We start from the raw sequence: 25749 nt of genomic DNA, 5'->3' as shown, positions 1-25749 counted from the left end.
TCCTACAATGAAAATCAATTCGATCATCCTGCCGTGTCTGGCCTGCCTGGCCCAGGCAGTTCTCGGCACTCCCTCCGACTGTATCCTGAAGGACAATGTACCGGCTTCCGCATGGGATCACGGATATGGCGTCGGGAACGGGCGTCTCGGAGCCCTTTCCTATATGGATCAAGGACAAACAGTCATCCTCCTGAACGAAAAATCCATCTTTGCCAACAGCCCCATCCCCGATGTACCGGAACGGGCATCAGCCTTCCGGGAAGTTATCAAATTGTGCCAGGAAGGAAAATACGACCAGGCTACGGAGACCTATTCCCAAAAGGTAATGGACAAATGGTCTTTCAGCGGATGCTTCCAACCCGCCGGATTTGTCCGAATCGACTTCTCGAAGATGGGGGCACCCGGGAAAACGAACCGCAAACTCGACATGCGACAGGGACTTGTCTCCGAAGAATACACGACGTCAACAGGAGGTTACACCATGCAAATGCTGGCGGCTCCGACAACGGATTGCATCGCTATTCTGCTGCAGGCAACCGGCCGGGACAATCTGGATATCAGTCTCTCCGCCGACAGGCCTGAAACCGATTCCCTGAAGCAGGAAGAAAACGATTTCGTCATCTCCGGCCAGGCTTCGAATGGAGGTACCCGATTTGAGACGAGGTTCCGCCTCATCGTCCCCCAGGGAAAACGGGAATTCCGCGACGGGAAAATCCATGTGGAACAAGCCAGGCAGGTTCTTCTTCTCGTCTCCATCGCAACGGATTACGACATGCAGAATCCGACAAAACCCAACCATCACAATCTGGTTCAAGAAAACAAAAAGATACTGGATCAGGCGGAAAAACAAGGGTGGTCGTCCATGGTACGGCAAACATCCCAACACTTTTCCACGTTGCTGGACCGTTGCATCGTCGATCTGGGGGATTCGCCCCGGGATGTTTTGGAACTGACAACTCCTGAAAGGATTAAAAGATTTCAACTTGGAGAGGCTGATCCCGACCTGGTTGAGCTTTTGTTCCAATTCGGCAGATATTGCGTCATTTCCTGTTCCCGCCCGGGAACCCTGCCCAGCACGCTGCAAGGAATCTGGAATCCGGATATGACTCCTCCCTGGGAAAGTTGCTTTTTCCTGAACATCAATTGTCAAATGAATTACTGGCCCGTTGAGACGACCCATTTGGGGGAATACCACAAACCTTTCACCGATTTCGTCATCGGCCTCCTGCCCGGAGGGCAACACTTCGCCAAAGAACTAGGATACGAAGGCTTCTGCTTCGCCCACAATACGGACTGCCGCCTGGGCTCCAATTTCCGTTTCTTCGATCCGGGAGCCGCCGGAACCTTGCTCAACGGAGCATGGGCCACATCCCATCTGCTGGAACATTACCGGTATGGCGGAGATAAAAAGGAACTGGCCAAAGCCCTGCCAATGCTACGGGAGAATGTCCGCTTCATCCTTTCATGGCTGGAGGAAGAACCCGGTACCGGCAAATTGATCACCGGCCCCGGTAATTCTCCTGAAATGGGATTCTCCTACAAAGACAAGGACGGAAACAATAAATCCGGCAGCATCAGCACCGGAACGACTCATGACCTTCTACTGGCCCGCGAAGTCATGAAAAACTACGAAGAAGCCTGTCGTGAACTGAATGTTCCCTCCAATGATCCGATCCGGGACAAAGTCCGGCAGACCCTCCCCCGTCTGGCCATGCCGACCATTAACCCCGATGGACGACTGGCCGAATGGAGAAACGGCCAAGAGGAAACCGACAAGGGGCACCGCCACCTGAGCCATTGTTACGGACTGTTCCCCGGCAATGAATTCGATGTTCTCAATACGCCGGATTATACAGAAGCCGTACGCAAGTCCCTTGATTATAGATGTGCCAACGGTAGCGGCCATACAGGCTGGAGCTCCTCCTGGATCATTTCCCTGTATGCCGCCCTGCGGGATGGAGAACATGCGGAAAAATTCATCGACAAACTCATGAAGGAGAAAATCAATCCCAACCTTTTCGACATGCATCCGCCCTTCCAAATCGACGGCAATTTCGGCTTCACGGCAGGAATTGCCAACTGCCTTCTGCAAAGCCAGATCGTCAAGGACGGCAAACGTGTCATTTCCGTCGCCCCGGCCTTGGTTCCCAGTTGGGAAACAGGTTCTGCCCAAGGAATGTGCACACGAGGAGGATTGATCGTCAATCTCTCTTGGACGAGAAACAAGATCATGGCCGACATCCGCGCCACACGGAATGGAACTTTCCTGATCGAATATAAAGGAGCCCTCAAACCCCTCACCTTGAAATCCGAAGAAAAATCGTCCATCGAATTCTCTCGATAATTCGTACTTTTCCTGTAACTCGAACCATGCGCTTTTCGTTAGGAAGATAACAACAGAAAAAACTGCCATGGAAAAAGAAACACAGACAAACATTACTGACTATCAGTCTATTAAATCGAACAATGGAGCCATTGTTGCTACTCTTCACAACGAAGCGGAAAGGAAGTTCATGAGAATCTACGACGACAATGACCAGCCCTGCGCCGATATCGAAGAGCACATCGTGACAGAAGATGAAGCAGGACACGGCATCTTTGCCAATTTCCCTGCCGGGAGCATCGGCTTCATCATTACTCCCGCGGAAAACTCAGAAGAACGTCAATTCATGAAATTCGAAGAATTCAGCCAGTTTGTCTCTTCCTCGGAAACAGGGGAATTGACCATGGAGGAACTGGATATGATTGTCGGAGGAGTCAATTGGAAGAAAATCTGGCAAGGCATTAAAAAGGTCACCAGTGCTCTCGTAGGATTCATCCCTGTCATCGGGACTCTTCACATGGCTGGAAACTTGATTGCCTCCGGCTCCAGAAGAGATGGAGAAGGCATGATGGAATCCTTGATCCCCGGAGGGGGCTTCTTGTTCGACGCGTTGACGGGCAAGCAACCCCACTGGCCCTGATCAACATACCTATTGAGACATTTTCGTCACTGCTGAAGATTTGGTACGAATCCTCAGCAGTTTACATTTGGGATCACGGAGCAAGCATCTGGAATCCTCTTGCATGCTTCTTGTATTTTTCCTAATCTGTTGAGCGGGAAATTTACTGTTTATGATTACCAGGGAATCCATGGAAAAGTACTACGAGGCATATGCGCAAAAGGTTGTTAATTACCTGATAGCAAGTGGACTAGATTACGCAGCAGCAGCAGATGTCACCCAATCCGCTTTCTTGAAGATCTGGCAAAAAAGAGAAACTCTTTCTTTGGAAAATGAAGATGGTTTCTCAGGTTATGTGTTTACGGTAGCTCGTAATGAACTTGTCGACGGTTATCGCAAAAACAGTCGGATCGTGTTTACCGATGAACTGCCCGAACCGGAACACGAAGAAGACGGTCACGATTCCGGCAATTTCTCCAGAGACGAAGATTACATCCGGGAACGCATCTCTTCCGCCATGAACCAGCTTCCCGATGCCATCCGGGAAGCTTATTCACTGTTCGCCGTCAGCGAATGCTCCGTTAGTGAAATTGCGCGAATTATGGGCTGTAAGGAAAGTCTGGTAAAAGTCCGCCTGTTCCGGGCACGACAGAAGCTTCAGGCACTATTGGCCGACTTGAAGCCGTAAGGAAACGGATCCAATGAAGACACAATCATGACTGTCCCACGCAACATCTTCTCGGAGCGAGCCCTTGCCAATATGAACAAAGGGGAACAAACGGATTATATAGCAGATTCGCGTTCCGGATGGACGGTTTTCTTCCTTATCGCCTTGACGATTGGAGTTGCCTCAATTGTCTATTGGGGATTTTTTAGTACGATGGTTTCTACGGTCGAAGGGATGGGCATCGCTATGCGTGAAGATGGCCTGGGGGTCGTCCGTTCCAAAGGCAAGGGAGTCATTGATTATCTGAATATCGAAATCGGTTCTCCGATCCAGCGAGGACAAATCGTAGGCCAAATCTACAACCCCGAAAATTTTTTCAACATCAAATCCATCGCGATGGATTACCACCAGTTGACTTCCTATGTGGATCAATTTAACAACGGTTATAAGAGACTGACAGACGAGAAATTAAAGTTGGAAGACTTCCGCAAGGAACGTATCGGCCTCATTCTCGACAAACAAAAGGACAGCCAGACCAGAGCCACGGAACTTGCCGACATCTACAATGTCCTCCGAGGCCGCGGTTCCGCCAGCAAAGTCGACTATTACAGGCAGTTGGAGCAAATGCTCCAAAATGAATCCAGCATCACGTCCATGCTGATCCAATCTGCCGAATTCGGAGTCACGCAGAAGGATGCCATCTGGTCCTTTCACCGGAACAAGCTGGATCTGGAAAGGCAAATCGCAGTCAAAGGAGCGGAATTGGATCTGGCCGAAAAAATCTTTCAAGACTGCAGCTGGATTCGTGCCGACGAAAATGGACGAATTATCGAACTGCTTAAGAATGTCGGCGATCCCGTCGTCCCGGGAGACATGATCGCACTAGTCGGTTCTGAAGAACAGGCCAATATACATGTCGTTGCCTATGTCCCCATGGAAAAAGGTAAAAAAGTACAACCCGGGATGAGCGTTTATTTTTCTCCTGCCTCCATGAACGCCAAGGATTACGGGTATATCAAAGGTGTCGTGCGCGAAGTAAGCCCATACGCCGTTAGCTCGGATTCCATCCTGACGGAATTGAAAAACCGGGACTTTACGGCTATGTTGGCCAAGTCGGGCGCCATGGTCCGCGTCGTCGTTGAACTATTACCCTCCCGGAAAACTCCAAGCGGATGGTTGTGGACGAGTCGCAAAGGATCTCCTTCCCTTCTTGAAGCCGGAGCAGTAGGTACGATTCTGATCAATACGTCCTACAGGAATCCTGTCTCCTATATAATTCCCTATCTCCGCCAAATAATTATGGGAGTAGGTTCCAGCCATTCCGAACAACAGGAAGACAGATAAATGTCATGAACTGGATTGGAAAGCTGCTGCCATGTCTGTCCGGGCACCGTGTCAAGGTTCCCATGGTATTCCAGATGGAAGCGACCGAATGCGGTGCCGCATGCCTGGGAATGGTTCTGCGATACTACCATTGCTATGAACCTCTGGAAAAGCTACGCGTAGCCTGCGGCGTGTCCCGCAATGGCAGTTTTGCCTCTCTGATTATCAAAGCAGCTGCCACATATGGGCTGAAAGGAAGAGGGTTCAAGGTTACTCTGGAAGGGTTGGATTCCCTCCCTCTGCCAGCCATCCTATTCTGGGATTTCAATCATTTTGTCATCTATGCAGGCCGACGGGGAAAACATTACTACTTGAACGACCCTGCCATGGGACTCCGTAAACTGAGTGAAGACGAATTTGCGGATCACTTCACGGGAGTTGCCCTGACATTCGAGAAAACTCCCGACTTCAAGGCATTTGGTCGTGAGAGAGGAATGCTGGCCCGTCTCATCCCCCTGTTGGGCCAAGTTAAAGGCAATGTCTGGAAAATGCTCTGGATCGGCATCCTCTTGATCCTGCCCGGCGTCGTACTACCTGTTCTGACACAGGTCTTCGTCGACGACGTCATGCAAACGCGACCGGAGTGGCTCGTCCCGCTGATTATCCTGTACATGGTCCTGCTCATCATCCAGTTTTTGCTGACTTGGCTGGAAAATTTACTGATGCGGCGAACGGAAGTTAAAATGGCCGTCAATAGTACGATGAACATGCTGGTTCACATGTTCAAACTGCCCATGGAATTCTTCCAGAACCGTTCGGCGGGAGATTTGCAAAACCGGGTCGCTCTCAACAGAAGCGTTGCCAACTCGGCTTTCGGTACGATTTCCGGCAACGCTGTCAAAATGTTCACGGCCACGTTTTTCCTGGTCATGATGGTTCAGTTCAGTCCATTTCTATCGGCAATAGCCGTAGCGACGGCCATCCTGAATTTCCTGGCATTGTCATTTGTCAACAAACGCCTCCGCATATCCAACCAACGGCTCATCATGGTTGAAAGCCAATTGTTGAATTTTACGGCGACAGGCATTTCCATGATGGAAAACCTGCGGGCCGGAGGCCGTGAAGACGAGATGTTCTCCCAGTGGGGTAACTATATTGCCGATTATGCGGACAAAAGGCGAAGAATGCAAAGTGCCTCTACCTTCTTCTCTCTGCTGCCAAATTTCCTGTTCGGGTTGAACAACGTATTGATCCTCTGCTTCGGAGCCTGGCTTGTTATGAGGGGGGAATTATCCCTGGGCGGCATGCTTGCCTTCCAAATGCTGATGGTCTCTTTTATGACTCCCGTCAATGCCCTGGTCGGTTCCGGAGCCCAGATTCAAATGCTCCGCGGAGCAATCGACAGAGTGGATGACGTCTATAAATACGATGGAGAAAAACGTTTTAAGGAAGAAGACGGCAACACCTGCGAACTCACGGCCGGCGCCGGAATGCTGGAAATGCGAGGCATATCGTTCGGATACAACAGATACCAAGCACCTCTTCTGGAAGATTTCAACCTCATCCTCAAACCGGGTACACGGGTTGCACTCGTCGGAGCCTCCGGTTCCGGCAAAAGTACCGTCGCCAAACTGGCTGCCGGTTTGATCACCCCATGGTCAGGGGAAATCCTGATAGACGGACAACCGTTGGAGTCATATTCATCACGGGAATTTTACCATTCCCTGGCTACCGTCGATCAAAGCATCATGCTCTTCTCCGGTTCCGTCCGAGATAACCTGACTCTGTTCCGCAAACGCGTCAACCAGGCGGAACTAAACCAGGCCCTGCGCGATGCCGCCATCGAAGGAGAACTGCTTTGCCGAGGCACCGCACTTGACGTTCCCGTCAATGAAATGGGAAGCAATTTCTCCGGAGGCCAAAGACAAAGACTGGAAATTGCCCGGGCGTTGGCAAAATCAACCCCGATTCTCATCCTTGACGAAGCAACCAGCGCTTTGGATCCCATCACGGAGGTAATGATTGACAAAGCCATCCGCCGCCGGGGATGTTCCTGCCTCATTATTGCCCACCGGTTAAGTACCATCCGGGACTGCGACGAAATCATCATGATGCAGGAAGGACGCATTCTGGAAAGAGGAACGCACGAACAATTGATGGAAGCGGGAAATGCCTATGCCTCGCTCATGCGTTTTGAATCGCACACGGAGGAAGTACTGGGATGAAGAAAGAATTTGCAGGAAAAACCGTCATGCCACAGGGGACATTGCAGGAAATGGCCTCCAACCGGATTTACGAATTGAAGATCCACGGAGGAAGACCCTTGGTCGTTACTGCCGGAGAAATCAATCTGTTCCTGATAGAGTCCGATTCCGATGGCAACGAATGCGGGCGTACCTTTCTCGCCTCCCTTTCTTCCGGTGACTGGTGCTTTCCCCTCCCTCCGGGAGAATGGCAAGGAAGAACGGGGCGTGTCGTGGCAATAGCGGCCACCCATGCCGCATGGATGGAGTATCCCGCCACTATTCTAGAAAACCATTCTTCACTGGCAGAGGAAATAAGTGACTGTATCGATACCTGGATTTGCCGTCTGATCGAACGCCTCTGTTCCGGAGAACCAGCCCGTTCGACAGGATTAACCCCGCTCGGTACGGAAATGGAAGTTACGGATGGGACGGCAATCGGTTCGGCCAGAACAGTCCGCTGGATTAATCTGACAAAGGGAGACTTGGTGCCCATGGGTGACTCCGGCTATGCGCCGGTTCATGACGGCATGGCAATAGCAACAGTGGATCCCCTTTGGTTTGACGCCCGGGGAACGGCTTGTCTGGAAACAACAACCACGGAGGAATTGCTCACGATGGGAATTCTCCCCGAATGTCTTTCCGTTTTCCACCGACTTCTGACGCTCTGGTTAATCAGGAAACATGCGGTTTCCGTTTGGGACAGAAACCGCAAAGAATGTGCGGACAATGAATTTGCCGAACAGAGAATGTACTCCCAGCTCCACTCTCTGGCGGAGTTGATCGGAGTCTCCCAGCCGATTGCCGCCTTTAAGGACGACCCCATCCATGCCTCATTTGCCAGAATAGCGCAAGAGTGCAACCTGCCTTTTGAGTTCGATGTGAATGAAGACGAGAGCGACAATCTCTACGAACGCATCGCCCAGCTAACTTCCCGGAACCGCTGGCGCATGCGCCGAGTCTTGCTGCCTTCCGATTTCTACCGGACCGATGCAGGAGTATTCATCGGATTCCGCAAGGAAAATGCCTCCATCGTCGTCCTGATTCTCCGAGGGAAGGGGCATTCCCTCCTCTTTGATCCCGAAACGGGGCAAGAACGTCCCCTCACCCGTGAAGATACCGCCTCTCTCGACCGGACCGCCTTGAAATTCTATGATCTTCTGCCGGAGCACAAACTGACATGGAAAGATTTGGGGCGTTTCATGTTCAAAGGGGCCAAGGGAATGTTCGTTTCCCTCCTGACCGTAGGAGTCATTTCAAGCTTGATTGGCCTGGTCATGCCGGTTGCTATGGAATACGTCACGGGCAGTATCATACCATCGGCCAACACTCCGGAATTGTGGCAAATCATGATCCTGCTGGTTTGCCTGACAGCAGCCTCAGTCCTGTTCGGCCTCGTTCCTCAGCTCATCATGCTTTCGTTCGGGACCAGCCGTTTCGAACGCTTCCAGGCCGCCATGTGCGATCGTCTGCTGCGCCTGCCCGTCAACTTCTTCCGCCAATTCGACGCCGGAGACCTGACAAACCGAATCCTGGCGGCCACCCGTATCCAGGAAACCCTCTTCGGAGTCGTATCCAATCAGTTCTTGGGAGCCCTGTTTTCACTGGGAAGCCTGATCATGTTGTTTTATTACAGCCCCCGGCTGGCTTGCGTCGCCGTAGTCGTGGAAGTCATGTTTGCCGGGCTGTTACTGCTACTCTATCAGCGCAATTTAAAACCTCTTTCCGCATCTCTGGCTGCCGAAGGCCGCTTGTCCGGTTTATTGATACAATTGATTGAAGGCATGGCGAAAATCCGTTCCTCCAACGCGGAAAAACGTGTTATTTCGCGCTACCTTGAAGATTTTTCGACCGCAACACGAGCCGATTTTCAGTCTAATGTCAACGGTTCTTTCGTCAACATGGCATCCATTGTCTTTCCCGGGCTTGTTTCCGTCCTGTTCTTCCTGTTGATAGGTAAATTCTGGAAAGGCAGCCTTTCACTACCCGAGTACATGGCATTTATGAGCGCCTACGCAGGCTTCCAACAGGGTTTGATCAGTATTGTAAATGATATATGGACACTTCAATCCATCCGCCCCGAATTGAAACGCCTTCAACCTGTCCTGGAGGAAATACCGGAAGTTTGCCCCGGCATGCATGTTCCCGGCCGTCTGGACGGCAAAGTCGAATTAATTCATATAACGTTCCGCTATCAACCGGATGGTCCTACTATTCTGAACAACGTTTCCATCTCCGCCGAACCGGGAGAATTCATTGCCATCGTAGGTGCGTCCGGATCCGGCAAAAGCACATTGGTACGCCTTCTTCTCGGATTTGAAAAACCGGAAAGCGGCGGAGTCTATTACAGCAATCAGGAATTATCGAACATGGATGTCAGGGCTGTGCGACGCCAGCTCGGAGTCATTCTACAAAACAGTAAAGTACTGCCTGACAGTATCCTCGCCAATATCATCAAAGGTACTGACTACACGGCGGAAGATGCCATGGACGCACTGGAACTTGCAGCCATGAAAGAGGATATTCAAAACATGCCCATGGGTATCCACACGCTCGTGAGCGATACGCTCATTTCCGGAGGTCAGCAACAACGCATTCTGATCGCACGGGCGCTAGTCGGTAATCCGGCCGTCGTCATCATGGATGAATCGACAAGCGCCCTTGATAATGCCACTCAGGAAATTGTCCGGAAAAACATGGAACAGCTCCGTTTCACGCGCATCGTCATCGCCCACCGCCTTTCCACCATCATCAATGCCGACCGCATTTACGTTCTGGACAAAGGTAGAATATGTCAGGTCGGTACATACAACGAGCTCATCAATCGGGAAGGTGTATTCCGCCAACTCGCTTCCCGTCAAATGTTATAAACAACCCTTCTTCACCACAAAACATCCCATGAAAAACGGAATTATCGCCCTTCTTTTCCTCTTGGTCGTTTTCCTGCTGTTATACGTACTGGGAGCCTTCAATTACGGTTCCATAACCGATCACGATTATAACGGGGCATTTCTCAGTACTCGGGAGGAGGCTGTGTCAAAATCTCCAGTCTGGAAAGTAGGTATCGCCTTGGATTTGAGGGATGGCATGGGCCGAGAAACGGTACGGGGCATACAATTCGCCCGTGATTATTTAAACTCACGAGGAGGAATTCTCGGCAAGCATATCGAATTGGAGATCCATGGCGAAGCCACCTCTCCACAACAGAACAAATTACTAACCCAGGAGTTTTGCGAACGTCCGGATATCGCCCTGCTCATTGGCGGGCTGAATACGGAAGAAATCCCAACGCTGAGAAGCATCACCCAGTTCCAAGGGTTGCCGTTCGTCTCTCCCGTCGCCTCCCTGCCGGACTCCCTGCCGGAACTGAAACCCGACATGACGTTTTCCTACTTCCCTCCTCTGTCCATCCTGACAAACAAACTGGCAACCGAATTGGCCCGGAGAGGGAAAAAAAGGCTTCTGGTTGTTTCCCCCGGGGACGATTCCTATGGAAGCATTTTCGGAACCAAGCTGGAACGCAGGCTCCACGAAGATAAATCATTCGTGGAAATCTATCGCGTCAATTTCAAAAATCCCGCCCGTTTTGCAGATTTGTACCAGTCTCTCAAGCTGTTTACTGAAAACCGTACGATCGACGCGATCATTTTCACTGACGACGAACCTTGCCTCAAAGTCCTGGGAGAAGTCATCAAAGCCTTAAACATTTCCATCGAAGTATGGGGAAACGATTATCTGGATATCACGCACAGCGAAAATTCGCTCAAGGCTTTTCCTTGTCCGATCTTCTATACGGCCTTTGGCAACTGTCGCTTCGTCAACAAAGATTTCATCAAAGCCTGGCAAGAAAAATTCGGTTCTCCTCCCTCCCTTTGGAACCAACTGGGAGCGCAGTGTCTGCTCGGTTTCGCTGAAGCCGTCGAACGGGAAAGCAAATATAAACCCGGAAAAATCATCGACATCATGCGTGAATTACACGAAAGGAAACTGGCCTTGGGTAAAGTCCCGACCGAAGTCAACATCCGACAAATGCCAAGGGTAAAACAATAGCCCCGCATCCGGCTCATGACCAGACACGGGGAAGTAATATTACCGGAAGAAGAAATGCCTAAAAAGTATAGACCAATCCGGCGGACACCGTGACGTAGTACCGATCCTTCGTTCTTGTATTCATTAATTCGGCATTGCCATTGACGGAATAAAGGGGGCCGCAATCGGACCCGAAGGTCTGCAGGAAATCGAAACCGATATACATAAATGAAGTATCGCTGACTTGGACTTCAGCTCCGATACCGGCGCCTATCACAGGTTTTACTTTGGTAGAATTGGCGTCAAACCGGCTTTCCCCATACAGTTGTTCGGCTTCTCCTTTCGCTTCTGTCGTCCGAATGAGGACACCGGTACGCAAACCACCGCGAATTATGAAATGTTTATCAAGCCCATACACATAATCATAAGTCGCAAGGACAGGCACAACAGACACGCGAGTCTTGAGTCTATATAATTCATCAGTCTCGTCGAAGGATTCTAAATTGTACCATTCGGCCGACTTATAGGTATCGTAAAAATAACCGCTCTGAAGACCGATCCGTTGAGCATGCCTGTCCTTACGGAAAATTTCGCCCGACAGATTAAGCTGGATGCCATACAAATTGGAGGGGATCCATTCCTCTCCATTCGCAAAATGCTCATTCCCGTTGGAAGCCATCATACCGAATCCCATGCTCAGATACAACCGGTCACCCAGGCCGAACTCAGCCTGCATCGGGCGATTCAGTTGGACCGGTTCATGAACCAAGGTTTTTTCTCCCGCCTGGAGGGAAAGAACCCCACAAAGGGCAACCCCCAATATACAAATACTTTTATTCATGGTGCAAGAAGGATTAGAATTTCAAAGTAAGGCCAAGACTTGCCGTTCCGGAAAGGGCTGAATGCTTATCGGAAATCTGGGGATCACACGTCTGGCGGCGGAGGGAGGAATACAAGGTCGCCGTATAGCCGGCAAACAACTCCACCCGGGGCGTAATCTTGTAGCGAATCCCAACTATCGCACCTCCGGCCAGCGTCGATGAAGTAATAGCATACTTCCAGTAATAATCCTGCACCGGAGAAGTCTGCTTCTTTTCATCCTTGGAGTGAACATACCCAATCAACCCTCCGACATAGGCTTCCCAATGCTCGGATAATTGCATTTCATAACGGTATCCGAAATAGAACGGTACGACTTCCTGAGCAAAATGATAGCGGAAAATACTATCGGATGGGGTGACCGACTCCGTACCCCGGAACCATCCCGCCTGAAAAAAAGCGTAATGGGCGCTGTCGCCCATATGGGCTATTTCATATGTGCGGGCAACGGAAAAACCGTACAGACCGTCCACCGTCATATGGTCGTTCATATCGAACATGTAATCGATCGTCTGATCCATTGAAGAGCAATACCGCGGTTGCTCCGTCAGCTCAATTAGGTCGACACCGGATGCAAAATGAGGAGACAGGCACAAAAGAGCCAGTAATAAGAAATGCAATTTTTTCATAATGGAGAGAAAAGTACGGAGCTACCGTAATAGGTTCGGATGAATAACGTCCAGGCTATCGTTAAAAATTATGAAGATTTGTCAAGGTATAATGGAAAAAGAAACCCGTCGCAAAAATAATAGTAACCTTTTCGCCTCTTAAACCGTTTCAGGAAGTGAAGACCTGTAAAATAGGAAGACCAGGAAAAACTTTTCCAGGGGTCTTATCCGCAGAAACACATAGAATGGATCAACGATGAATAAAGAACGAGAAGAAATCAGAACTCCCCTAGACGACTTGGTCAGGGACAGCTTCAAGGTGGCCCCTCCGCCCATGCCTGCATTTCTTGACAACGATCAGGAGCAAACAGAAAACCTCGTCGAGCTGGAGGAAGAAGATATGGATATGCTTGCGGCAGCAGCCTCTCAAATCAAGCATGAATCTCCTCCCCGTAAAAGATTCATCTGAACAAGAAACACCAGAACCGCTATACTTCATGGACGAACAAAAAATACATGTAGCGGAATTGAATGAAACAGAATTGACGGATATCACCGCCGGCTGTACCAGCATTTTGTGCGTGGCAGACCATTCGGACGAATCCGACATGGAAGAAACTCATCTCCGCTTCATCTTCACGGAACTCACATCATCCAACCATTAACATCCAACCTGATTCATACATATTATGAGCAATACCAAACCAGAACAAGACGGCAAAACCTCCGATACCCGGAACCTTTCCGGAGAAGAGCCCAAATGCTGCCATTCTTCAAAACCGGCCCCAGAAGGAATATCGGAATTGAAACAAGAAGAACTGGACGGCCTTGCAGGAGGCCAAAGCCCCGTGCAAAGACAACACGAAGGCCAGAGAATCCAATATAAAAAGTAACGCATATTTGATTTGAACGGCACTTTGACAGAGTCAACTATAATTCAGAAATAGACAAATGGGGGCTACTCGCCCCCAATCCCCCCGGCAGCGTGCGACGCTGCATCCGGGGGAATTATTTTTTTCGTTAAGCTATTGAGATAAATGATTAGAGAATGACAGCAGGCAATAAGTGCACACTTTCGTGTTTTTCCCACAGAGAGAAAATGTTTGTACTTCGCCTGCAAGATTTCATTGCACCTCAAGGCACTAACCGTTGCCAAATAGAGAAGATGGCGCAGTTCCTTTCTGCCCCCATGTATTTTGCGTGTTCCTTTCATCGTTCCGCTTTCCCAGGAATAAGGCACTACTCCGAGTAGGGCTGACGCCTGCTTTCTATTAATGCTTCCCAATTCGGGCATGAGGCTAATCAACGCCATGGCATTGCGTTTCCCTATTCCTTTAACATTCAAATAGGTTTCATACTTTTCTTTTAGCTCTTGATGAGTATTGATGAGTTTTTCCATTTGAACCTGCAACGCCTCTATGCGTTTTTCTTCCTGCTTCAGGGCTTGATCCAATTGCTGTTTCAGAAACGGCTGATTGGTTGCTTTTTGCTCGTTTTTCAACTGTGCCCGTCTTTTGACATAAAAAGTAAGGACACTTTCGTATTCTTTGAGCTGAAGAATTTCTCGGGTAAGTGGATAGTCTTGCTCAAGTTGTTTGTCTTTTCCCAATTGGCAGAGCACCTGAGCGTCCAAACGGTCGGTCTTGGCCTGTAGTCCTTCACTTCTGGCATAGTTTCTTACTCGTACCGGATTAAGGCATGTTTGGGAGATATTGGCGTCCATGAAAACGGGGATAAGCCGACGGCTTAAATAGCCGGTGGACTCATACACGACATGAACTGGTTGTTCCTGTTTTTCAAAAAGACGGAACATGTTCTTATGTCCTGTCTTGTTGTTGGTGAATCGGTAGGTTTTATGCTGAAGGCAGATATCCAAATAGTCTTTGGATATATCTACTCCGGCATAGTTCTTTTGAGGTATGTTTTCTCCTACTTCACGATTGATTTTTGTTTTGTTGGGCTTCATTCTGATCTCCTCCTCAAATGCGGACTCATCTCGGGGAGACGGTCCTTTCAACTATTCGAGATTTGGAATGATCGGATCCCCGGATGGGGCTTGTATCGGCACTGACTCTTTGACATTCTCCGCCCTAGGGCGGGAATCTGGCTGTCTCTCGTGCTCAATACAAGCCAGGGCTTCGTGGTTGCGATCCTCGAAGCCCTGCTCCGATTCCACGAAGCATTTTACCCTCCGTGGTAATCAAATATTAGCTCTTTTTATTATTTGAGGCTGTCTCGCTAACCCGAGACAGCCTCTTTTTCGTTCCAATCAATACCTAACAGCCGACATGGGAAAGCCGACAAATCAGAATTTTCTCGAGAAACAAAATCATTTCCTCAGGAAATACACAATCAGTCGCCAGTTCCGAAGAGCTGACGACTGATGAATGATTGCCGTCCTGGTGAGATTATCTCTTGATTTCTCTTATTTGATAATATCCCGGACGTTTCTGGTCCATCTTGGCAAACATCTGTTCCGCTTGTTCCCGAGTCTTGAACGTAAAATTACCTTTTTTTTGGACGAAGCTGCCAGGTTTTATTTCTGTAGATTCATGATAAATTTCCCAAATCCCTCCAGCTACCGTATCTAGTTCTTCTTCGTTCAGTTCCTGCTTATTCATAGAATCGTTGTTCATTGTTTTGAATGTTGGTTAGTTCACTAGTACAACGAATACCATGTTTGAAAGGTTACATGATTTTACCCTAGTAGAAACAAAAGAAAACCCCGCTCGAAGAGATTCCTTCGGGCGGGGCTAAGTTTCTGCGTTTGCGTTACGAGGAACTCGCTTATTCTTCTCCTTCAGGAGCGGGAGGTGCCTTCGGAAGGTTCTTGTCGATATCCTCAAGGAGGTTCACCATATCCACGCCGCGTTGCGCGGAATCGTCCAGTCGGAATACAAGCCGCGGTGTATTGCGGAGCACCACCCGCTTGGAAACGAGAGACTGGACCATGCCGTGACGGGCATTGAGTTTCTCCAGAACCTGGTCGGGATGCATGCGTCCAACGACGCCGATCCAGACCTTGCCTTCCTTAAGATCCTCCGTGATTTCCACTCCGGCAACGGTCACGATCGTATCCGGAAACTCGAAGTCGCGTTGAATAACCGTGCTTATTTCACGGCGCATCAATTCATTTACCTTATCCAGTCTGCGTGTACTCATGTGGAATAGACAATCCTATTAGAGAGTCTGTTTAATTTTTTCCAAAGTATAGCATTCGATCACATCGCCTTCTTCGTATTCGTTGAAGTCGCCGAGGCGAATACCGCATTCGAGGCCAGCCTTGACTTCGTCCACTTCATCCTGGAAGCGGCGGAGCGTCGACATCTTGCCGTCGAAGATTGCCTGACCATCTCGGAGCACGCGAGCTTCGCATGTCCTCTGCACTTTGCCGTCGGAAACCATACAGCCGGCAGCACGCCCTTTATTGAGCTTGAAGACCTGCTTGACGTCGGCATGGCCGATGATCGTTTCGCGGGTTTCCGGCTCAAGAAGACCGAGCATGGTATCACGCACCTGGTCGATGAGTTCGTACACAATGGAGTAGAGCTTCACCTGCACACCTTCGCGTTTCACCATGCGAACGGCATTGGATTCCACCTTCACATTGAAACCAAGAACGACGGCATCGGAAGAGGACGCCAGCAGAATGTCGGATTCGGAAATGGGACCGGCAGCCGTTTGGATGAAATGGCACTCCACCTTCTCGGACTTAATGTCTTCGATAGCCTTTCTAATAGCTTCGACTGAGCCTTGGACGTCCGCTTTGAGCAAGAGCTTGAGCTGAACTTTCTGGGAGCCATCGCCCATGAGAGCACGGATGTCTTCCATGCGAGACTTCCTAGGTGCATTCAAACGAGTTGCGCGGAGATCAAGCTGGCGTTCTTCAGCCAACTTCTTGGCAGCACGTTCATTCTCCATTTCAACAAGTTCATCGCCGACATTCGGAGTTTCGGCAAAACCGATAATCTCCACCGGTGTTCCGGGACCGGCAGATTTGATTTTCTTGCCGCTGTCGCTGTTGAGTGAGCGGACTTTGCCTGCAAAGGGGCCGCAAATGAAAGGCATGCCTACCTTGATGGTTCCGCTTTCGACAATAGCCGTCGCAGAGCTGCCACGCCCTTGTTCCACACGGGCTTCGATGATAGAAGCCCGGCAATTAGCCTTCGGGTTAGCTTTCAACTCCAATACTTCAGCCTGCAACACAAGCAGATCAAGCAGATCGGGAATGCCTGCACCCGTCAAAGCGGATACTTCCACGCATTCAATATCGCCACCGAAATCGGTCGGCACCAAGCCTTCTTCCATCAGACCAGTCTTGGTCTTCATGGGATCTGCTGCCGGCAAATCGCACTTGTTGATGGCGACGATCACCGTCTTTTTCGCAGCTTTAGCGTGGGCGATGGCCTCGCGTGTTTGGGGCATAATGCCGTCATTGGCAGCCACGACCAGCACGACAATATCCGTCACATCCGCTCCGCGAGCACGCATTTCAGTGAAAATAGCGTGCCCCGGAGTATCGATAAATGTCAACAACTGGCCTCCGTGATCTACGGAATAGGCACCGATGTGCTGGGTAATGCCACCCGCTTCCCCTTTGGCCACACGGGAACGGCGGATGTAATCCAACAAGGATGTCTTGCCATGGTCAACATGCCCCATGACAGTAATGATAGGCGTCCGGATTTTCAGAACTTCCTTGGGTTCTTCGACAACCGGGACGGGATCGGGTTCTTTGGGAACTTCCGGCAGAGGTTTGACTCCGCCGCCTTTTTCGCGTTTTTCGCGTTCGAAGACGAATCCATGGATATCACACAGTTTACCAACGACTTCCGCATCAATTACGGTTGAGGGATTGCCGAAAATACCCAAGCCCATCAAGTCCTTGATCAAGCGAAAAGGTTTAATTCCCATCATAGCAGCCAGATCCGAAACGGAAACCGGGGGTTTAAGGTTAATGACACCCCCCGGTTCTACGACACCGGGGTTACTATCGGCAGAGGGAAGGGACGAATCAACTTCGGGAGATTCGGCAACAGGCTCGGCAGGAGTCTCTGGCTGAGGACGGGACTTCTTTTTACCCGAAAGGAGATCGAGAGCCTGCTTCTTTTCTTGTTTGACTGGAGTATCCGTGGCGGGAACCGGCGTCTCGTCGGCCGCTGCAGGTTCAACCTGCTGTTTCTTGCGAGGTCTCTTCGGCTTGGAACCGATGAGATCAAGCACTTCTTTTTCTGACTCGCGATTATCTTTTTGACCGGGCATAGATATAAAATTTTTTCTTGGAAATGCCGGTGAGGTTGTCCTCTCCGGCAGAGTTTACTGGTTCGCTACGTCGTGGACTTTTCCCATAACGGCTTCCGCTTCTTCCATGGAAATGTCAAGGTTGTCAGCGATATCGGCAGCCTCGAAGTCAACGAGGGCGGCAACCGTCGTACCACCCATGGTGGCAAGACCGTATGCGAGTTCCTCGGCAATGCCGAGCTGTTTACTCAGGGCCTTGGCTGCTTCTGCCAATTGCTTGGCAACACCGGCCTGAGGATCATACACGCGGACTTGAACATCCCAGTTCATCAGACGGGATGTCAAACGCGCGTTTTGTCCGCGGCGTCCAATGGCCTTAGAGAGGTCCCTATCGTCATTGACAATGACTAGAACCGTCTTCGTATCGGAGTTCGCGGTAATTTCACGGGGTTCCACCGGAGTCAACGCACTACGCACGAACTCGGTGGGATCTTCCGTCCATTCGAGGATGTCCACCTTCTCGTTATTGAGTTCGCGGACGATATTTTTAACTCTTGCACCACGCAGGCCAACGCAGGCGCCAACAGGGTCCACCTTGGGATCATTGCTGAAAACGGCCACTTTGGTACGGTACCCGGCTTCGCGGGCGATGCCGCGGATCTCTACCGTGTGATCGGCAATTTCCACGACTTCCGCTTCAAACAGGCGGCGGACAAGATTCGGATGGCTGCGGGAAAGAATTACTTCCGGTCCACGGCCTTCCACACGCACTTCAACGACGTAGAAACGCATCCGGTCACCGACGGAATATTCTTCCGTCGAAACCCGCTCCCGGGAGGGCATCACACCTTCGAACTTGCCCAGATCAATGTAGATATCGCCTTTTTCAAAACGGCGGACGGTACCTGTCACCAAGTCACCGGCACGATCCTTGAATTCATCGTAAAGCATTTCCTTTTCAGCATCCAAAAGTTTTTGCATCATTGTCTGCCGAGCAGTTTGGACAGCGATGCGGCCAAAATCCTTCGGAGTCACGTTCACGTCAATGATATCCCCTATAGCAGCTTCGGCATTCAAGCGGACAGCCATGTTGACGGGAATCTGATTAAACTTGTCCTTGTATTCGTCTTCCGGCACGACTTCCAAAGCCGCGACAATACGCACCTTACCCTTGTTCGTGTTGATTTCTGCGCGTAGATGCTCAATCGAATTGGCACCGGGGACCATTTTCTTGTACGCGGAAAGGAACGCGGAGGCAAGAGCCGTCAGGATTCTGTCTCGGGAAAGACCTTTTTCTCTCTCGTAGTAGTCAACCAAGGCGGTAATATCGTTCGTCATGTGCGTGAAATGCTGATTGTTAATGAGGGAGACAAAAAAGAGCGGGTCATTGACCCACCCTCCTGAATGACTCCCGGGGAATGTTTTCGCGGAGATTAGATCATGCTCCCACTAGTTTGACAAGGATAATTCCTGTCTCCCTAAACTCTCATAGACAATTATTTTCGAAATCCAAAAATACGCCCGTCAAAAGAAATCGGGGCCCTCGCCGTCAGGGGAGGATTTCCGGATTTCCTGCAATTTATCCGTGACGTCCTCCATGTCCGACCAAATATCGGAACGGATTGTAAACGGACATCCCTCAAGCAAAGACATAGCTAGGGCATCTCCCGGTCTGGAATCCAACTCCAACACCTTTCTTTCGGAGATTTCATTCTCCATTTCAACAATCATGCGACAGTAATAGATCCCTTTTTCGCTACGAACGATACAGGAACCACGCAAGCGAATCCCCATGCCCTTCATCATATCCCGCATCAAGTGGTGGGTCATCGGGCGGGGAATAACCTGTCCGGACAGATGGAGATTGATGAAGGCGCCAACAGCTGAATCAATAAAAATAACGACTGTTTTCCCCTCTCCATCCACTGGAGCAAAAAATGTAGCACAGCCGGCCGGAGTCGGCAACAAGGCAACGACGCGGACAGGAATAGAGGATGTTCCGGGATCCGGCATAGGAAAAAGATGAGGCGGAAAAAAGATTCACGCCATCAACAAGTTATGAATTCATATATCTACGTGAAACGCGAACGTATTTTTCAGCCCAGGCATGGTTTTTTACCTGGGATTCCGGGCCGAGATCCTTGACCACTTTGGCCGGAGATCCAAGAACCAGGGAATTGGGAGGAATCACCGTTCCCTTCGTTACCAGCGCCTGCGCTCCAACGACGGAACCCTCTCCGACTACGGCACCATCAAGGACAATGGCTCCCATTCCGATCAGGACGTCATTTTTGATTGTACAGGCATGCAGAATGGCGCCATGACCAACAGTCACGTAATCACCCACGATACAGCCATAGTTATCAGCCACGTGGAGGCAACTATTATCCTGGATATTGGAACACTTACCCACGGAAATATTGTTGATATCCCCCCGTAGCGTTACATTGTACCAGATACTCGCGTTTTCTTCGATATCTACCTGTCCGATCAGATCTGCGCTAGCGGCTATGTATGCCGTTGCGTCAATGACCGGAGTCTTCCCCTGATAGGATTCAATTGCCATACGCCATGGCATACTGGCAATTACCCCTGAAAGCCAGCAGAAAGATGTCCATACCTTCAAAACCGGACTATGTTTTCTCCGTCATTTCCCCGCCCAGACATCCACGGCTTTCCTCAAATATTCCACGATTGCTCTCTCACGCTCCGGCTCCATGCAGGCCCTTCAATGCTGTTCGTGCGAAAACAAAATACCGGCACAGATCCTCAAACAACAGGCAACAACGGAAAAGATACACGCACCCAACTTTCTATTTCCGGTTATATCCTCATTGCCCATAATCAATCAAGAGATAGAGCCATGGAATTTCTTCTTTCCCCGCCGCCTGGAATAATCTATGAACACACCATGAGAATTCCTTGTCCAGCCTGGTTTTTCGCAATCCTCCTGTTCACGGTTGGCACCGTTTCCGGGACACCTCCGGAACCGGCTTTGTTCCTCGTGACAAGCGCGAGATCCCAAATCGGCGTCACAGTCTCGTACGATCCGGAATACCGCTCCATCTCCTACCCCAATGGCGACGTTCCGCAATCGACCGGGGTTTGTACCGATGTCGTTATCCGTGCCATGCGCCGGCTCGGGTTCGACCTGCAAAAGGAAGTCCACGAAGACATGTCCAGAAATTTTTCCCAATACCCTAAACTATGGGGACTAAAATCCACGGACAAAAATATTGACCATCGTCGCGTCCCCAACCTCCGTACGTTCATGTACCGCCGCGGCTGGGCCATTCCCCTTTCCCCAAAATCCTCCGGCAAACAGGATCCCGGTCGCTACCACCCCGGCGATGTCGTAACTTGGTTGCTCCCGGGCAATCTTCCGCATATCGGCATTGTCTCCGACAGGAAATCACCTGAGGGAATTCCGCTCATCATCCACAACATCGGCGCCGGCACTCAGGAGGAAAACTGCCTGTTCTCCTTTTCCATCACCGGACACTTCCGCCCCAAATGGAGCAAAACGACGACATCAACACATACTTACCATGGGTGAATTACGCAATATTCCAGGCGTCGGCAAAGAAACGGAAAAAGATCTCATCATGCTGGGATTCACAACCATCGCATCCCTCAAGAACGCCGATCCCGAGGAGCTTTACGAACGCGAATGCGCCATGCGGGGAATCCGTATCGACCGCTGCCAGCTTTATGTATATCGTTGTGCCGTTTATTTTGCTTCGACGGAAAATCCTGATCCGGAAAAACTCAAATGGTGGTATTGGAAAGGATAAACAAATACCCCCTCCAACGCTTTTAATCTTCCGGAGGAAAGGCAACCGTCAGGAGCATTTTGAAATCTTCAACGGCATAAACGGAATGAGGAAGCCCCGCAGGTAGAACGATAGCCTCACCCTCACGGAGGATGGAATCCGCGCCGTTCAAAGTAATTCGGGCCACTCCATCAAGCACCTGGATCAGTTCATCGCCAATGGACGAATGCGTACTCACGCCCTCCCCTTTACTGAAAGCAAACAGAATAAGCCGAACGATTTCATGCTTCGTCAAGGTCTTGCTAACGATCTCCCCGGGAGAATAGGAGACTAATCCGGCCAGAGACAAAGCCGACCCCTCCGGTATATTTTCTAGTTCTGTTGTCATAATTTGTACTCAATGAGATTCGTGTTCCGCAAGAACTTCTCGCAAGCCCTTTCTCCGGGCCAAACACGATCTTCCAGAATGCGGAGGCCATCACTTGCGTCCGAAGTACCTCCAACGCTTTTGATTCCAATCTGCATTTCACACACTGAGACCATCCCCCAGTCGAGGATGTTCAAATCGGTGTCTGTCTTCCAGACAGACAGAATGTCAACAAATGGTTTGAGACTCTCCTTCCCATGGATTATTAAAGTTACAGTAAGAATAACCCAGCCCATATGATAGAAAGCCAACGTAAGGAAGGAACCTTCCCCAACTCCTACGACCAAACTCCCTGCTATACCGTCAAACAAGTCGCCGACATGGTGGAACTATCCACCTACACGGTTCGATATTATGAAAATGCAGGCCTCATTCCCGGAGTGGATCGTAGCGGGAGCAACGCTCGCCTATTCTCGGAATACAATCTAAACTGGTTGCGCCTGGTCCACTGCCTGCGCATGACCGGACTTCCAATCGAAGGAGTAAAACGCTACATCAACCTCTGCCTGGAAGGAGATTCGACAATTATGGAACGGGCGGAAATCATCTCCCGTCAGGAAAAAAACCTCCGAACCCAAATCCGTATGCTGAACAAGCAAATGGAAGTCCTAAAATACAAGAAGCGTTACTACAAAGAACTTCTTGAAAGCCGGGAGAACGACGTCTGCAATCCTCTCAATCACATTCCTCAGGAAGAGCCCCATATCAAACCGAACGATTAAAACAACAGTTGACTCAATCGTTGAAGGGAGAAAAGAGACAGGCAACAACAAAAAACCATCCCTTTTCCCCCTTTCTCCTATCACCTTTCAGTACTTTACTGACAAAATTGATTGCGGAGGCGTATTCCCTATCCGCTACGAGAGATCCCCACGGAACCACCCATAGATGGCCTCCCCGGCAAAACACGGTTCTTCAGCAATCGGGTTATTCTTTGATGGTAACTGATTCTTGAATCCACTTGGCAATGGCTGCCCGGTAGCTGCGAATGCCCTTCCCGGCAAAAACTCCGCTCTTAAGAAATACCGAGCCCGGACAAAGTTTCCGTAAGTTTTCCTCACAATGAGCCAAACCACCGCCGCCATGCGTCACGAACGGAATCACAGTTTTCCCGGCGAGGTCATATCCGGCGGCAAAAGAAGCAACCGGAGGAGCAATATTGCTCCACCAATTGGGAGAACCGATAAAGATAACGTCGTACTGTCCGATATTGTCTACTTTCGTCGCCAAATCGGGACGGAATCCATCCTTGATCTGCTGTTTGGCCACCTGGGTACAAGCATTGTAGTCTTGGGGATAAGCCTCCGCCGGCTTAATCTCGAACAGGGTACCTCCTGTTTCTTTCCGAATCTGTTCCGCAACAAAGCGGGTATTTCCACCCCAGGAATAGTAGGCAATCAGAATCCGGGATGATTCAACTGACACCGGAGTCCGGAGTTGTGATCGTTCCTGTCCCTGACCGACAAGGGTTGCCAGAAGAGAGGAAACGCATAAACCGAGGAATGTTCTCTTTTTCATATGTCGATATTCTATGAATGAATTGCTTAACACGGAAGACCGGGGCGCCCTCCATCATTGATCCGATCAATTCAGGCCCCCATCCCCATGGACTTAGCCTCCTCCAAGGCAGGAGATCCCTTGATGTCGCCAACTTTCCAGGCACCGATACCATAGACAACACCTCGTTCGACGGCTCCTTCCAGACAATCCAGAAATCCACGGAAGCATTCTACAGTTCGCAACATGGCCTCGCGATTATCGTCTGCGGCTGCCAGAATAAAATAAAATTCCTTGTCCCGGATATCCAGATAACGGGGAACCGTGCGGTCGATGAAGGTTTTCATCTGGGCATTCAGAGTATAGAAATAAACAGGCGTCCCCAGAACGATGACATCAGCCTTCAAGAGTTTTTCCAGCATCTCTGCCATGTCGTCCTTCTGCATGCAGACATGGGTATCGTTGCATACGCCACAACCACGGCAGTAGTTGATTTTTTTGTCAGAGAGGCGCACTTTCTCCACCCGGTGCCCGGCATCAAGAGCCCCCTGCATGAAGGCATCGCAAAGAAGATCGGAATTACCTCCTTTGCGGGGGCTAGCCGAAATAATCAAAATATTTTTCATCATCAAATCAATAGGTTAAAATTAAAGGTTGGTCATGAAGACAGTTCAAACGACCTGCTTCGAAAAGAACTCTCGTCAGTACGTACATATTAAAACAATCCATGGTCTTTCTGAATTTGGAGATTGATAAGAACCAGTCACCCAAGGCGGAACCCGCCCTGTATCCGACCGGACTTTAACTCTATCAAAAAACCTACAGTTACTCTAATGGAAGATTTTTTTCACTCTCCTCTGAAAAAATTTCATCAAGAAAATCTATACACTTATTTCGAATAAGTTATGAAACAAAAAAAATCATTTGCCCTTTCATGAAAGTAAATGGAAGACACATCGAAAAGAAAAAGCATCCACCTTCTAGCCTGTTTTCCCGCCAATCCACCTTGATCAATCGCAGAGCCCCCCCCCGTCACCACAACCACTAGTTCATCTTGTCGAGGACTGGCATCCAACCCCGCCTATCCGGATGGAACAGATAGATTTTTCCCAATGCCAGAGACACATAAAAACTCTCTTTACTGTTCCCTTCCCCTTTGAATAGATGAACCCTTCTAGCAGGAGAAGAGGATACATGAATCCACTTTTTCTTGGGGCGAGTCGGATTATAGAGGCTTGTGACTTCAATTCCATCCTTGGTAAACGTCCACTTTTCATCATTCTTTTCCGTCTTCCAGTTTCCCAGCAACTCGCCGTACGGACAAGTATCCTTCCTGGCAATCGGGCGATTCCCCAAAACTCCAATATAATCATTCAGTGCCTTAAGTTCATCCGCACTAGCACCCTTTTCCAATAAAACAGGGATTTGCTTGACGAGGTAGGCCACGTAATTCGTTGTAAGGTCTTTTGTCTTCCGGGAGCATTCATCCACAAAGCGCCTGCGTATTGTCCCTAATTCAGTTTCACAATTCGCCCCCTTGCGCGACGGAGCAATGCGAGACATGGGCAATGAAAACACTTTAGACCTTTGCATTAAGTTATTCTCATCCAGGTAGAACCAAAGACGATCACCATTGTTGAACACAAGGACTTCGGAATCAGATGATTTTAGATCCACCTGAAATTTTTCCACGGAACCGTCCGGAGAGCGGGAAACCATCACCATGTCCATATTTAGAGTATGCGACCAATCTCCTCCCCAACCTGAAGCCATGAAGTAAGAAAAATTCTTTTCCGCACTATTCCCCCACACATATGTACCGTTCGTCAACGAATCGTAATAGTCCTTGACCTTCTTGGCCGTTGCAAAGTCGGAGGAATTCAGACATTTCTCCTGTAACTTTTTCAATTCAGCCAAATGAGCTTTCGTCAGGTCTGCACAGATATGCCGACATTTACGGCGGTACGTTTCGTCGAGAGACTGGACAGAGGCAGGAAGATCCGCCCCCAGACAGCTCATCACGAAACAAAAGCATATCACTTTGAAAATTGTCCTGTAAAAAAACATTGTGTTGTTTTATTTATGGACTTATTTCAGAAGAGAAGTCAACACCATTATTG

At 49.7% G+C, this 25749-nt stretch carries 25 protein-coding genes; 12 read left to right on the top strand and 13 right to left on the bottom strand.

Annotated elements, in window-relative coordinates:
- The first annotated feature begins 7 nt into the window (after positions 1-7).
- The 7 genes from QET93_RS02760 (at position 8) to QET93_RS02730 (ending at position 11225) form a co-directional block, all read left to right on the top strand.
- Positions 8-2344 carry a glycoside hydrolase N-terminal domain-containing protein gene (locus QET93_RS02760; protein ID WP_280131520.1) on the top strand — a complete coding sequence of 779 codons (2337 nt, stop codon included), beginning with the start codon at positions 8-10 and terminating at the stop codon, positions 2342-2344.
- Between the two features lie 67 nt (positions 2345-2411).
- On the top strand, positions 2412-2963 hold the full coding sequence (locus QET93_RS02755; protein WP_280131519.1) for a hypothetical protein: 552 nt from the start codon (positions 2412-2414) through the stop codon (positions 2961-2963).
- A gap of 151 nt (positions 2964-3114) precedes the next feature.
- A complete protein-coding gene (locus QET93_RS02750; protein ID WP_280131518.1) occupies positions 3115-3630 on the top strand; it encodes a sigma-70 family RNA polymerase sigma factor in 516 nt (171 codons plus the stop codon).
- A 27-nt stretch (positions 3631-3657) separates the two neighbouring features.
- Positions 3658-4953, top strand: a complete 1296-nt coding sequence (locus QET93_RS02745) for an NHLP bacteriocin system secretion protein (RefSeq protein ID WP_280125189.1) — start codon at positions 3658-3660, stop codon at positions 4951-4953.
- A gap of 5 nt (positions 4954-4958) precedes the next feature.
- Entirely contained in the window at positions 4959-7157 is a 2199-nt protein-coding gene (locus QET93_RS02740; protein WP_280131517.1) for an NHLP family bacteriocin export ABC transporter peptidase/permease/ATPase subunit, read from the top strand.
- Entirely contained in the window at positions 7154-10045 is a 2892-nt protein-coding gene (locus tag QET93_RS02735; RefSeq protein WP_280131516.1) for an NHLP bacteriocin export ABC transporter permease/ATPase subunit, read from the top strand. The genes QET93_RS02740 and QET93_RS02735 overlap by 4 nt, the downstream gene beginning before the upstream one ends.
- Positions 10046-10073: 28 nt before the next feature.
- Complete coding sequence (locus QET93_RS02730) at positions 10074-11225, top strand: ABC transporter substrate-binding protein (RefSeq protein WP_280131515.1); 1152 nt, start codon at positions 10074-10076, stop codon at positions 11223-11225.
- 58 nt (positions 11226-11283) lie between these two features.
- Here the strand turns inward: QET93_RS02730 and QET93_RS02725 are convergent, their stop codons facing one another.
- Together QET93_RS02725 and QET93_RS02720 are read right to left on the bottom strand one after the other, a co-directional pair.
- Positions 11284-12045, bottom strand: a complete 762-nt coding sequence (locus QET93_RS02725; protein ID WP_280125185.1) for a hypothetical protein — start codon at positions 12043-12045, stop codon at positions 11284-11286.
- Positions 12046-12058: 13 nt separating this feature from the next.
- Entirely contained in the window at positions 12059-12712 is a 654-nt protein-coding gene (locus QET93_RS02720; RefSeq protein ID WP_280125184.1) for a hypothetical protein, read from the bottom strand.
- Between the two features lie 235 nt (positions 12713-12947).
- Between QET93_RS02720 and QET93_RS02715 the strand changes: the two genes are divergently transcribed.
- Together QET93_RS02715 and QET93_RS02710 are read left to right on the top strand one after the other, a co-directional pair.
- On the top strand, positions 12948-13160 hold the full coding sequence (locus QET93_RS02715; RefSeq protein WP_280131514.1) for a hypothetical protein: 213 nt from the start codon (positions 12948-12950) through the stop codon (positions 13158-13160).
- Between the two features lie 28 nt (positions 13161-13188).
- A complete protein-coding gene (locus tag QET93_RS02710; RefSeq protein ID WP_280125182.1) occupies positions 13189-13356 on the top strand; it encodes a hypothetical protein in 168 nt (55 codons plus the stop codon).
- 293 nt (positions 13357-13649) lie between these two features.
- Here the strand turns inward: QET93_RS02710 and QET93_RS02705 are convergent, their stop codons facing one another.
- The 7 genes from QET93_RS02705 to QET93_RS02675 form a co-directional block, all read right to left on the bottom strand.
- Complete coding sequence (locus QET93_RS02705) at positions 13650-14657, bottom strand: IS110 family transposase (protein ID WP_322189958.1); 1008 nt, start codon at positions 14655-14657, stop codon at positions 13650-13652.
- 442 nt (positions 14658-15099) lie between these two features.
- Complete coding sequence (locus QET93_RS02700; protein WP_322190087.1) at positions 15100-15312, bottom strand: hypothetical protein; 213 nt, start codon at positions 15310-15312, stop codon at positions 15100-15102.
- 166 nt (positions 15313-15478) lie between these two features.
- Positions 15479-15853 carry a 30S ribosome-binding factor RbfA gene (rbfA, locus tag QET93_RS02695; protein WP_280125581.1) on the bottom strand — a complete coding sequence of 125 codons (375 nt, stop codon included), beginning with the start codon at positions 15851-15853 and terminating at the stop codon, positions 15479-15481.
- An 18-nt stretch (positions 15854-15871) separates the two neighbouring features.
- Positions 15872-17953: a translation initiation factor IF-2 gene (gene infB / locus QET93_RS02690; RefSeq protein WP_280131760.1), complete on the bottom strand. Its 2082-nt coding sequence runs from the start codon at positions 17951-17953 to the stop codon at positions 15872-15874.
- A 54-nt stretch (positions 17954-18007) separates the two neighbouring features.
- Positions 18008-19270 (bottom strand): transcription termination factor NusA, encoded by a 1263-nt coding sequence (gene nusA, locus QET93_RS02685; RefSeq protein ID WP_280131759.1) that lies wholly within the window; start codon positions 19268-19270, stop codon positions 18008-18010.
- Positions 19271-19456: 186 nt separating this feature from the next.
- The gene (locus QET93_RS02680; RefSeq protein ID WP_280131758.1) at positions 19457-19945 is read right to left on the bottom strand and encodes a bifunctional nuclease domain-containing protein; all 489 of its coding nucleotides are present in this window, start codon (positions 19943-19945) and stop codon (positions 19457-19459) included.
- A gap of 43 nt (positions 19946-19988) precedes the next feature.
- On the bottom strand, positions 19989-20498 hold the full coding sequence (locus QET93_RS02675; RefSeq protein ID WP_280131757.1) for a gamma carbonic anhydrase family protein: 510 nt from the start codon (positions 20496-20498) through the stop codon (positions 19989-19991).
- 345 nt (positions 20499-20843) lie between these two features.
- Between QET93_RS02675 and QET93_RS02670 the strand changes: the two genes are divergently transcribed.
- Both QET93_RS02670 and QET93_RS02665 read left to right on the top strand, forming a co-directional pair.
- Positions 20844-21488 (top strand): DUF1287 domain-containing protein, encoded by a 645-nt coding sequence (locus tag QET93_RS02670; RefSeq protein ID WP_280131756.1) that lies wholly within the window; start codon positions 20844-20846, stop codon positions 21486-21488.
- Entirely contained in the window at positions 21481-21726 is a 246-nt protein-coding gene (locus QET93_RS02665) for a helix-hairpin-helix domain-containing protein (RefSeq protein WP_280125587.1), read from the top strand. Before QET93_RS02670 ends, QET93_RS02665 begins: the two co-directional genes overlap by 8 nt.
- Before the next feature lie 22 nt (positions 21727-21748).
- On the opposite strand, the gene QET93_RS02660 is transcribed toward QET93_RS02665, so the two are convergent.
- Positions 21749-22093, bottom strand: a complete 345-nt coding sequence (locus QET93_RS02660; RefSeq protein WP_280125588.1) for a cupin domain-containing protein — start codon at positions 22091-22093, stop codon at positions 21749-21751.
- Positions 22094-22368: 275 nt separating this feature from the next.
- On the opposite strand from QET93_RS02660, the gene QET93_RS02655 reads away from it, so the two are divergent.
- Positions 22369-22854, top strand: coding sequence for a MerR family transcriptional regulator (locus QET93_RS02655; protein ID WP_280131755.1), 486 nt, complete (start codon positions 22369-22371; stop codon positions 22852-22854).
- Positions 22855-23059: 205 nt separating this feature from the next.
- Here the strand turns inward: QET93_RS02655 and QET93_RS02650 are convergent, their stop codons facing one another.
- The 3 genes from QET93_RS02650 to QET93_RS02640 form a co-directional block, all read right to left on the bottom strand.
- Positions 23060-23650 carry a flavodoxin gene (locus tag QET93_RS02650; RefSeq protein ID WP_280125590.1) on the bottom strand — a complete coding sequence of 197 codons (591 nt, stop codon included), beginning with the start codon at positions 23648-23650 and terminating at the stop codon, positions 23060-23062.
- Positions 23651-23721: 71 nt separating this feature from the next.
- Positions 23722-24258, bottom strand: coding sequence for a flavodoxin family protein (locus QET93_RS02645; protein ID WP_280125591.1), 537 nt, complete (start codon positions 24256-24258; stop codon positions 23722-23724).
- A gap of 415 nt (positions 24259-24673) precedes the next feature.
- Positions 24674-25648 (bottom strand): hypothetical protein, encoded by a 975-nt coding sequence (locus QET93_RS02640; RefSeq protein WP_322190086.1) that lies wholly within the window; start codon positions 25646-25648, stop codon positions 24674-24676.
- Between the last annotated feature and the right edge of the window lie 101 nt (positions 25649-25749).

It is taken from the genome of Akkermansia sp. N21116 (genome assembly GCF_029854705.2).
Classification (GTDB): Bacteria; Verrucomicrobiota; Verrucomicrobiia; order Verrucomicrobiales; family Akkermansiaceae; genus Akkermansia.
This window is presented reverse-complemented; position numbering and strand designations above follow the sequence as displayed.

Bases quoted from the DNA above. Each gene is read 5' to 3' on its own strand.
- QET93_RS02705 (WP_322189958.1), bottom strand. From the start codon at position 14,657: ATGAAGCCCAACAAAACAAAAATCAATCGTGAAGTAGGAGAAAACATA.
- QET93_RS02645 (WP_280125591.1), bottom strand. From the start codon at position 24,258: ATGATGAAAAATATTTTGATTATTTCGGCTAGCCCCCGCAAAGGAGGT.
- rbfA (WP_280125581.1), bottom strand. From the start codon at position 15,853: ATGAGTACACGCAGACTGGATAAGGTAAATGAATTGATGCGCCGTGAA.
- QET93_RS02680 (WP_280131758.1), bottom strand. From the start codon at position 19,945: ATGCCGGATCCCGGAACATCCTCTATTCCTGTCCGCGTCGTTGCCTTG.
- QET93_RS02710 (WP_280125182.1), top strand. From the start codon at position 13,189: ATGGACGAACAAAAAATACATGTAGCGGAATTGAATGAAACAGAATTG.
- infB (WP_280131760.1), bottom strand. From the start codon at position 17,953: ATGCCCGGTCAAAAAGATAATCGCGAGTCAGAAAAAGAAGTGCTTGAT.
- QET93_RS02715 (WP_280131514.1), top strand. From the start codon at position 12,948: ATGAATAAAGAACGAGAAGAAATCAGAACTCCCCTAGACGACTTGGTC.
- QET93_RS02725 (WP_280125185.1), bottom strand. From the start codon at position 12,045: ATGAATAAAAGTATTTGTATATTGGGGGTTGCCCTTTGTGGGGTTCTT.
- QET93_RS02750 (WP_280131518.1), top strand. From the start codon at position 3,115: ATGATTACCAGGGAATCCATGGAAAAGTACTACGAGGCATATGCGCAA.
- QET93_RS02660 (WP_280125588.1), bottom strand. From the start codon at position 22,093: ATGACAACAGAACTAGAAAATATACCGGAGGGGTCGGCTTTGTCTCTG.
- QET93_RS02760 (WP_280131520.1), top strand. From the start codon at position 8: ATGAAAATCAATTCGATCATCCTGCCGTGTCTGGCCTGCCTGGCCCAG.
- QET93_RS02640 (WP_322190086.1), bottom strand. From the start codon at position 25,648: ATGAGCTGTCTGGGGGCGGATCTTCCTGCCTCTGTCCAGTCTCTCGAC.
- QET93_RS02665 (WP_280125587.1), top strand. From the start codon at position 21,481: ATGGGTGAATTACGCAATATTCCAGGCGTCGGCAAAGAAACGGAAAAA.
- QET93_RS02735 (WP_280131516.1), top strand. From the start codon at position 7,154: ATGAAGAAAGAATTTGCAGGAAAAACCGTCATGCCACAGGGGACATTG.
- QET93_RS02675 (WP_280131757.1), bottom strand. From the start codon at position 20,498: ATGGCAATTGAATCCTATCAGGGGAAGACTCCGGTCATTGACGCAACG.
- QET93_RS02740 (WP_280131517.1), top strand. From the start codon at position 4,959: ATGAACTGGATTGGAAAGCTGCTGCCATGTCTGTCCGGGCACCGTGTC.
- QET93_RS02655 (WP_280131755.1), top strand. From the start codon at position 22,369: ATGATAGAAAGCCAACGTAAGGAAGGAACCTTCCCCAACTCCTACGAC.
- QET93_RS02650 (WP_280125590.1), bottom strand. From the start codon at position 23,650: ATGAAAAAGAGAACATTCCTCGGTTTATGCGTTTCCTCTCTTCTGGCA.
- QET93_RS02755 (WP_280131519.1), top strand. From the start codon at position 2,412: ATGGAAAAAGAAACACAGACAAACATTACTGACTATCAGTCTATTAAA.
- nusA (WP_280131759.1), bottom strand. From the start codon at position 19,270: ATGACGAACGATATTACCGCCTTGGTTGACTACTACGAGAGAGAAAAA.
- QET93_RS02745 (WP_280125189.1), top strand. From the start codon at position 3,658: ATGACTGTCCCACGCAACATCTTCTCGGAGCGAGCCCTTGCCAATATG.
- QET93_RS02700 (WP_322190087.1), bottom strand. From the start codon at position 15,312: ATGAATAAGCAGGAACTGAACGAAGAAGAACTAGATACGGTAGCTGGA.
- QET93_RS02670 (WP_280131756.1), top strand. From the start codon at position 20,844: ATGAGAATTCCTTGTCCAGCCTGGTTTTTCGCAATCCTCCTGTTCACG.
- QET93_RS02730 (WP_280131515.1), top strand. From the start codon at position 10,074: ATGAAAAACGGAATTATCGCCCTTCTTTTCCTCTTGGTCGTTTTCCTG.
- QET93_RS02720 (WP_280125184.1), bottom strand. From the start codon at position 12,712: ATGAAAAAATTGCATTTCTTATTACTGGCTCTTTTGTGCCTGTCTCCT.